General features: G+C 32.2%; 9 protein-coding genes. All 9 read left to right on the top strand.

The annotated features are described in order from the left end of the window. Positions 1-379 precede the first annotated feature (379 nt). Positions 380-1138, top strand: coding sequence for a DUF4382 domain-containing protein (locus tag EKL95_RS13705; protein WP_158614866.1), 759 nt, complete (start codon positions 380-382; stop codon positions 1136-1138). 46 nt (positions 1139-1184) lie between these two features. After that, complete coding sequence (locus EKL95_RS13700; RefSeq protein WP_126555707.1) at positions 1185-1481, top strand: DUF418 domain-containing protein; 297 nt, start codon at positions 1185-1187, stop codon at positions 1479-1481. A gap of 81 nt (positions 1482-1562) precedes the next feature. Then, positions 1563-2102, top strand: coding sequence for a bifunctional pyr operon transcriptional regulator/uracil phosphoribosyltransferase PyrR (gene pyrR / locus EKL95_RS13695; protein ID WP_126555710.1), 540 nt, complete (start codon positions 1563-1565; stop codon positions 2100-2102). Between the two features lie 46 nt (positions 2103-2148). Next, a complete protein-coding gene (locus tag EKL95_RS13690; protein ID WP_126555712.1) occupies positions 2149-3075 on the top strand; it encodes an aspartate carbamoyltransferase catalytic subunit in 927 nt (308 codons plus the stop codon). 73 nt (positions 3076-3148) lie between these two features. Next, entirely contained in the window at positions 3149-3481 is a 333-nt protein-coding gene (locus EKL95_RS13685) for a ribonuclease Z (protein ID WP_126459918.1), read from the top strand. 95 nt (positions 3482-3576) lie between these two features. After that, positions 3577-4482, top strand: a complete 906-nt coding sequence (locus tag EKL95_RS13680; RefSeq protein ID WP_126459916.1) for a ribonuclease Z — start codon at positions 3577-3579, stop codon at positions 4480-4482. A 96-nt stretch (positions 4483-4578) separates the two neighbouring features. Next, entirely contained in the window at positions 4579-5223 is a 645-nt protein-coding gene (gene pdxH, locus EKL95_RS13675; RefSeq protein ID WP_126562184.1) for a pyridoxamine 5'-phosphate oxidase, read from the top strand. 165 nt (positions 5224-5388) lie between these two features. Next, positions 5389-5892 carry a CAP domain-containing protein gene (locus EKL95_RS13670; protein WP_126562183.1) on the top strand — a complete coding sequence of 168 codons (504 nt, stop codon included), beginning with the start codon at positions 5389-5391 and terminating at the stop codon, positions 5890-5892. Positions 5893-6305: 413 nt separating this feature from the next. Then, positions 6306-7160, top strand: coding sequence for a S1 RNA-binding domain-containing protein (locus EKL95_RS13665; RefSeq protein ID WP_126454843.1), 855 nt, complete (start codon positions 6306-6308; stop codon positions 7158-7160). Positions 7161-8019: the final 859 nt, after the last annotated feature.

The following is an 8019-nucleotide window of genomic DNA, read 5'->3' as shown; positions in this document are numbered from 1 at the left end:
CTATTGAAGAATTTAACAATCAAATTAATTACAAAAATGTAGCTTAACTTAATGTGCAGTTTTTATTTGCATATCCAAATCTTTGAAAATTTGATTAAAATCAACCAAAAAGTAACTGATGAATTATTTTACCTCTGTAGACCTCCGCCTATGATGGAAGCAATAGAAAAGCAATTAACAGTTTTACATGTCAAAAAAGACCGCATTGTAAAGGAAAAAATTTAATGCATAATAAAGTCTTATAGTACTGCTGTTTTAATGTGTGAATCCTATAACTTAATACTAAAGTTATGTAACAAATTTTTTTCACGTTGCTTTTAAATTTACTAAATATTTTAAAGTATTTTATAACTATAAAAAACAATTGAAAATGAAAAAAATGAAAATTATTCTATCTTTCTTCGTATTAGGAATTATTATGACTTCATGTAATAACAACGAAGAAATAGCTTCAAGTTATCCTTATCAAGTAAAAATGACTGACGCTCCGGGGCCATATCAAAAAGTAAATATTGATTTACTAGGTGTAGAAGTAACTGGAGATGCTGGAGAAACGGTAACGTTGAATGTTAAGAAAGGAATTTATAACCTACTTGATTTTTCTAACGGCGAAAGTACTCTTATTGCTACTGACACCTTACAAATTTCTAAAGTTGCTCAAATTAGACTTATACTTGGAACAAACAATACGGTAGTTGTTGATAATGTAACCTATCCTTTGAATACTCCAAGTGCTGAACAATCAGGACTGAAATTACAAGTACACCAAACACTTGAACAAGGAATTTTGTATAGTGTTTTACTTGATTTTGATGCGAATAAATCAATTGTGAATACAGGAAATGGTGCTTATAAATTGAAACCTGTTGTTAGAACAATTGAAGCGGCTATAAGTGGTAACATTAAAGGTAAAATTACTCCGGTAGGCAGTTTAGCTGTAGTCACTGCTGTTGATGTTCTTACGAGTTTATCTTATTCAACAAACGCAAATGCAAGCGGTGAATTTTTAGTTATAGGTCTTCCTTCAGGGACTTACAACGTAACTATGACTCCTGTTTTACCTTTATTGCCTGTAACAAAAAGTACTATCGTAGTGACCATTGGTAATACAACTGATATAGGAACAACTGCATTTTAAAAAGTATAAATAAATTTGTTACGTTAAACACTTAATTTTTTATTAATTGAGTATTTTTTTTATCATAAAGAATGCTGTTAATAACGTATTTTCTAAGTTTATTCCGTTTGGAAAAATGAGCCTTACAAATTATATATTTCAGTCAGCAATTGGCGTATTTATTTATTACCGATATGGGTTGGGACTTTTTAAATATACTGGCGCTATCTTTTGCTTATTGATAGGATTTGCATTGTTTTTTATCCAATTATATTTTTGTAAATGGTGGCTTGAAACCCACAAGCAAGGACTTTTAGAAATGATTTGGCATAAAGCCACATGGATTTCATGGGGCAAATCCTAAATGCTGCTATTTTCTCCCTTTTTAATTATAATATCATAAATTGGAATTTGTATATTTGCCAAACCAAACTACACAATTACTATGAGTCAAAAAGTATTACTTACTGCAAAAGAAGTTACTATCATATTACATCGTTTGGCTTGTCAATTAATAGAAAAACATTTAGATTTTTCAGATACAATATTAGTTGGAATCCAACCAAGAGGTGTTTTTTTGGCGGAGCGATTGAAACAAATTCTGGAAAAAGAATATCAAACTCCTGAAATTCAATTAGGTTATCTGGATATTACCTTTTTCAGAGATGATTTTAGAAGAACAGATAAGCCATTAGAAGCCAATAAAACCAAGATTAATTTTATTGTTGAAAATAAAAAAGTCATTTTCATAGATGATGTCCTGTTCACCGGACGAAGCATACGTTCAGCTTTGACTGCTATACAATCTTTTGGGCGACCTTCGGAAATTGAACTGCTGGTTTTGATAGACAGACGTTTCAGTCGCAATTTACCCATTCAACCGGATTATAGAGGCAGACAGGTAGACGCAATAAATGATGAAAAAGTAAAAGTGAGCTGGAAAGAAAATGACGGAGAAGATGGTGTGTATTTAATTACAAGTTAGATTTAAAACAAAAGCCACCTATTAGAAACTATAATCGTAAATAAAAATGAAAGAATTAAGCGTAAATCATTTATTAGGGATAAAATACATCAACAAGAATGATATTGACCTGATTTTTGAAACTGCCGATCATTTTAAAGAAGTCATTAATCGACCAATTAAGAAAGTGCCTTCGTTACGAGATATTACCATTGCCAATATTTTCTTCGAAAACAGTACCAGAACAAAACTTTCTTTTGAATTAGCACAAAAACGGTTGTCTGCAGATGTTATTAGCTTTTCGGCAGCACAATCTTCTGTCAAAAAGGGAGAAACATTAATAGATACCGTAAACAATATCCTTTCGATGAAAGTAGATATGGTGGTGATGCGGCACGCGAATCCAGGCGCTGCTTATTTCTTGTCCAAAAACGTAAAAGCCAGCATCGTCAACGCAGGAGATGGTGCACACGAACATCCTACACAAGCGTTGTTAGACAGCTATTCCATTCGAGAAAAACTAGGTGAAGTAGCCGGAAAGAAAGTGGTCATTGTAGGTGATGTTTTGCATTCCAGAGTCGCTTTGTCCAACATCTATGCGTTGCAAATGCAAGGCGCTGAGGTCAAAGTTTGCGGCCCTAAAACACTTATTCCAAGACATATTGAATCGCTTGGCGTTACTGTGGAACCTAATTTAAGAAAAGCATTAGAATGGTGTGATGTTGCCAATATGTTACGTGTGCAAAATGAACGTATGGATGTCAATTATTTTCCATCCACAAGGGAATATGCACAACTATATGGAGTTGATAAACCACTTTTGGATTCTCTTAATAAAGAAATTATAATTATGCATCCCGGACCTATTAATCGCGGTGTAGAGATTACAAGTGAAGTGGCTGATTCCCATCAATCCGTGATTTTGAACCAAGTAGAAAATGGTGTAGCAATTAGAATGGCGGTTATTTATCTTTTGGCTTCAAAAATTCAATAAACTAATTTAAAACTTTGTAAATTAGCTATTTATAATCCATACTGCTATTAAGCGGTCTCTGAAATTTAAAACAATGAAAGTAGATCAAAAAGGACATACGATAACGATTAGGGATACTCAGGGTGATTTTACTTCTTTTTTAATGAAGGTTACCCATCAATATAAAACATTCGAAAAACACAACATAATAATTGATCTTTTGTTGCATAACGATTTGTCAACAAATGATGTTAAATTATTTATGCCATTGTCAAAACAACATAAAAAAGCTAAAAAATCTTTTGTAATTGTCACTTCTGATTTTGATTACAATGCCATTCCTGAGAAATTAACTGTGGTGCCTTCACTATTAGAGTCTCATGATATTATTGAAATGGAGGAGATTGAAAGAGATTTAGGTTTTTAAGTTAGAACACTCGGTTACTTTTTAACCGCCAAATTTATTTAAACAAATATGAAATAACGATTAAACAGTTAACCAAATAACCGAATAAATTAAACTTGAAACTAACAATCCTCGGTTGCTATGCAGCCACTCCACGAACCTTTACCAATCCTACTTCCCAGATTTTAGACATAAAAAATAGACTTTTTTTGATTGATTGCGGAGAAGGAACCCAAGTGCAATTGCGGAAGAATAAAATACGATTTTCTAAAATAAACCATGTTTTTATTTCCCATTTGCACGGAGACCACTTCTTTGGATTAGTGGGTTTAGTATCCACATTTACTTTGCTCAACAGAACTACGGATTTGCATATTTATGGTCCAAAGGGCATCAAAGAAATTATCAAGTTGCAATTGCGATTGTCTAATTCTTGGACCAATTACGGTTTGTTCTTTCATGAATTGGAATCGCTGGAAAGCGAAATTATTTTTGAAGACGACAAGGTTTTGGTAAAAACCATTCCATTAAAACACCGCGTGTATACAAATGGTTTTTTGTTCCAAGAAAAATTAGGAGACCGAAAACTGAATTTGGATGCCGTTCAAAATTATGAAATAGAGAGTTGCTATTACCAAAAAATAAAAAATGGGAAAGACATCGCGTTGGAAGACGGAAGAATCATAGCAAACGACAAATTGACATTTGATCCTATTCCGGCAAAGAATTATGCATTTTGCTCAGATACTGCTTACAATGAGGAGATACTTCCTATAATTGAAAATATAGATGTGTTGTACCATGAATCTACTTTCCTTCAATCGGAGGAAAATCTGGCCAAAAAAACATTACATTCTACAGCTAAAGAAGCTGCAACCATAGCTTTGAAAGCAAATGCTAAACAATTAGTTTTAGGACATTATTCCACCCGATATGAAAATATCGGATTGTTTAAAGAAGAAGCCGAAACTATTTTCCCCTCAGTACTCTTAGCAGATGATGGAAAAAGCTTTGAGTTTTAAATACAGAAATCAATTTAGAGTATAAAATAGTATTTGGATTTTTTGATAATTTTTATCAAATCATTCAACAATCAAACATTTTTAAAACAATGAAATATGAACGACTTAAGTAATTACAGAAAATCATACGAAAAGAGTGAATTATTAGAATCGAATATTCCGGAAGACCCAATAAATTTGTTTAATCGCTGGTTTCATGAAGTAGAAGATTATGGTGGCGAAAGCGAAGTAAATGCTATGACGGTTGCTACAATAGGTTTAGATGGTTTTCCCAAGTCTAGAGTTGTTTTATTGAAAAAATTTACTGAAGAAGGTTTTATTTTTTATACCAATTACAATTCAGAAAAAGGTAAGGCTATTGCTGAAAATCCTAATGTGTGCCTGTCTTTTTTTTGGCATACTATGGAGCGTCAGGTAATCATTAAAGGAATTGCAAAAAAAACATCGGAAATGACTTCTGATAGTTATTTTGAATCCAGACCTGATGGCAGTAAATTAGGCGCAATAGTTTCTAACCAAAGTGAAGTGATTCCTTCCAGAGGCTATTTAGAGGAAAACCTGAAGCAGTTAGAAAAAGATTTTGAGAGTGTTGTAATTCCGAGACCCAAACACTGGGGCGGATTTTTAGTAACTCCTTTAGAAGTAGAGTTTTGGCAAGGAAGGCCCAATCGATTACATGATAGAATTCGTTATACAAGTCAACACGATTATTCTTGGAAAATGGACAGGCTCTCTCCTTAAAGTAGGAAATATACATATATAAATATCTTTATAATGTAGTTAGTCGATTATTTTTGGTAGTTTAACGATAAAAGATGTAATTTTAATTAATAATAAAAAGCATCTATTAATTATTCTTAAAGTTTTTTGCCCCACAATTTACTTTACACTTAAACTACTACTCTTATGAAGCTAAAATTACTTCGTGCGTTATTGCTCGTGACTGTAATATGCACTATGAATTCCTGTTCTTCAGACTCTTCTGATACTCAAACAGCTGATGCCGTAGCAAAGAAAGTAACTGTTTATTCATACAATTCGATCGAAATAGAAACGATGAATTTGATTAATGCTCACAGAGTTCGCAAGGGTTTAACACCTTTAGAAAAAATTAATCACATGTCTTACAAATCAGAAGAACATGATCATTATATGATTGCAAATAATGTAGTGAATCATAATGATTTTGTGGCTCGTTCCGAAAATATAATGAAAACATTAGGAGCCACATCCGTGAGCGAAAATATTGCTTATAATTACAATACACCACAAGCGGCTTTAAATGCTTGGTTAGCCAGTCCTAGTCATAAAGAAAATATAGAGGGTAATTTTACCCATTTTGGAATTGCAATAAAAGAGGATCCTGCAACGGGTAAAAAATATTACACAAATATCTTCGCAAAAATTTAAGTTGAGTATTTTTTTATAATTAAAAGGCTGTCTTCCCCCAAAAGACGGCCTTTTATTTTTTATGAATAGCCAATTATTTTTAAAAAGGTTTAGTGCTATTTTTTTATTTACAAAAAGTCCAATGAATCTACTTTCATTGGACTTTTTGTATTTGTGTAATCTTACGGAATTTTTATTCGTTTATAAAAAAAACAACTAATTTTATTCTAAAGTAGCTCTTTCATTTTTGGTTTACGTCCACTGATGAGTAAAAGATACTAAATAGTCGGCAGTACAACTCATAATGAAACAACGGAAAGTGATGCTTCTGGAAAACCAAAAAACCTCGGATTCGGGCTTTGTTTTTTTGTGGACGGTTTCTTAATTTACTATTTTCAAACTTCGTACCTTTGCACTTTAGAAATTGAAAGAAAATGATTGAAATAGGAAAATACAATACGCTTACCATATTACGCGATACCAAAGTGGGTTTGTTTCTAGGTAATCCAGAAAAAGATCCCGAAGGAATTCACGACATTCTGTTGCCTAACAAATATGTACCAAACGAATTTGAAATAGGCGAGGAGTTGATTGTTTTTGTGTATTTAGACCACGAAGAAAGACCCGTTGCCACCACATTAGAACCGTATATATTATTGAATGAATTTGCGCTTTTGCGTGTGAATTATACCAATCAGATTGGTGCTTTTATGGATTGGGGAATGGAAAAAGATATTTTGGTTCCGTTCAAAGAGCAGGCGCGTCCTATGGAAAAAGGCAAACGCTACTTGGTTTATCTTTATATGGACGAAAAAACTAATCGTTTGGTGGCTTCCAGTAAAACCAACCAATTTCTAAAAAATGAGGAGCTAACGGTTGAAAAAGGAGAAGAAGTGGATTTGATTGTTTCGCACATTACTGAAATAGGAATTAACGTAATTATCAACGAGAAACATAAAGGTTTGTTGTACAAAGATGAAGTGTATGATGATGCAATTCGAACAGGAGACCGCATGCGCGGCTACATTAAGACGATTCGCCCTGATAATAAAATTGATGTGGCATTGCAGGTTCAGGGGTACCAAAGTATCGAGCCCAATGCAGATAAAATTCTAGATGAGTTAAGAGCCAGCAGAGGTTTTTTGCGTTTGACGGACAATTCACACCCGGAAGACATTAAAACAGTTTTGAAAATGAGCAAGAAAACCTTCAAGAAAGCCATTGGTGCTTTATACCGAGAGAAATTAATCGAAATCAAGGAAGACGGAATTTACTTAATTAAGGAGTAAAATAATACCAACACTATTTTTATGTTTTATCGTTTGCAACCATTAAAAAATTTAGGAAGTTTAGTCAAGGAGCATATTCTTACTGTAGATTAATTTCTAAATGATTTAGAAAAAATATAAAATGTTTAAACAATGTTCAATGTAAATTAAAAAAAGAAAGACTAATCGGTATGATTAGTCTTTCTCTTTTTAATATTGTTTTAGAATAATAAATTCTGACAACATTAAAATAAATTGGATGTTCAAAGTAACTTTATCCACCTCTAACACTATAGTATTCAGGATACTATTTTTAAAACAATAACGTAAGCATAAAGTACTTTAAAGAATAGTTTGTCTTTAAATGTCCAGTCAGTTGCGTAGCATTTTTGAAAATAATTTCACAATAAAGCCACTGGTTTTATATATATTGGAAGATAATTTTCTAAACAATTGTTTATTAATGTCTCACTTATGCAAGAACAAGAAAAATAGCTCTTTAGTTAACCGTGGGTGTTACTTTTATTTTTACTGCTGAAGCAAATGATTTTCTCATAAACTCGTTAATCAGGGCTTTTGAAATAGTGTTATAAGTTATTACCGTAGAAAAACGAGTGACAACATTTTTAATGGTATTCAATACATTCTTTTTTTAGGTTAATAAATCAGTGAAAAATCAATAATTAAATGAGATAAATAATTCGTATTTATCTGATTAGCTGATTATAAAGTTAGAAATAATTTGGATTCCCAACTGTTAAAACGCTATTTTTTGGTCGTTTTTTAACATTACAAAGCCTTTAATGAGAGAAATATTACCATAAGCTTGTCTAAATAGAATAGATAAAATGTAAAAAATGATTTATTTTTACACTATAAT

This window comes from Flavobacterium sp. LB2P53, assembly GCF_003970305.1.
GTDB lineage: Bacteria > Bacteroidota > Bacteroidia > Flavobacteriales > Flavobacteriaceae > Flavobacterium.
The sequence above is the reverse complement of the archived record's forward strand: the minus strand, read 5'-3'. Positions and strand labels throughout refer to the sequence as shown.

Excerpts from the sequence above, each read along its gene's own strand:
- EKL95_RS13685 (WP_126459918.1), top strand. The coding sequence starts at position 3,149 with ATGAAAGTAGATCAAAAAGGACATACGATAACGATTAGGGATACTCAG.
- EKL95_RS13690 (WP_126555712.1), top strand. The coding sequence starts at position 2,149 with ATGAAAGAATTAAGCGTAAATCATTTATTAGGGATAAAATACATCAAC.
- pyrR (WP_126555710.1), top strand. The coding sequence starts at position 1,563 with ATGAGTCAAAAAGTATTACTTACTGCAAAAGAAGTTACTATCATATTA.
- pdxH (WP_126562184.1), top strand. The coding sequence starts at position 4,579 with ATGAACGACTTAAGTAATTACAGAAAATCATACGAAAAGAGTGAATTA.
- EKL95_RS13705 (WP_158614866.1), top strand. The coding sequence starts at position 380 with ATGAAAATTATTCTATCTTTCTTCGTATTAGGAATTATTATGACTTCA.
- EKL95_RS13665 (WP_126454843.1), top strand. The coding sequence starts at position 6,306 with ATGATTGAAATAGGAAAATACAATACGCTTACCATATTACGCGATACC.
- EKL95_RS13670 (WP_126562183.1), top strand. The coding sequence starts at position 5,389 with ATGAAGCTAAAATTACTTCGTGCGTTATTGCTCGTGACTGTAATATGC.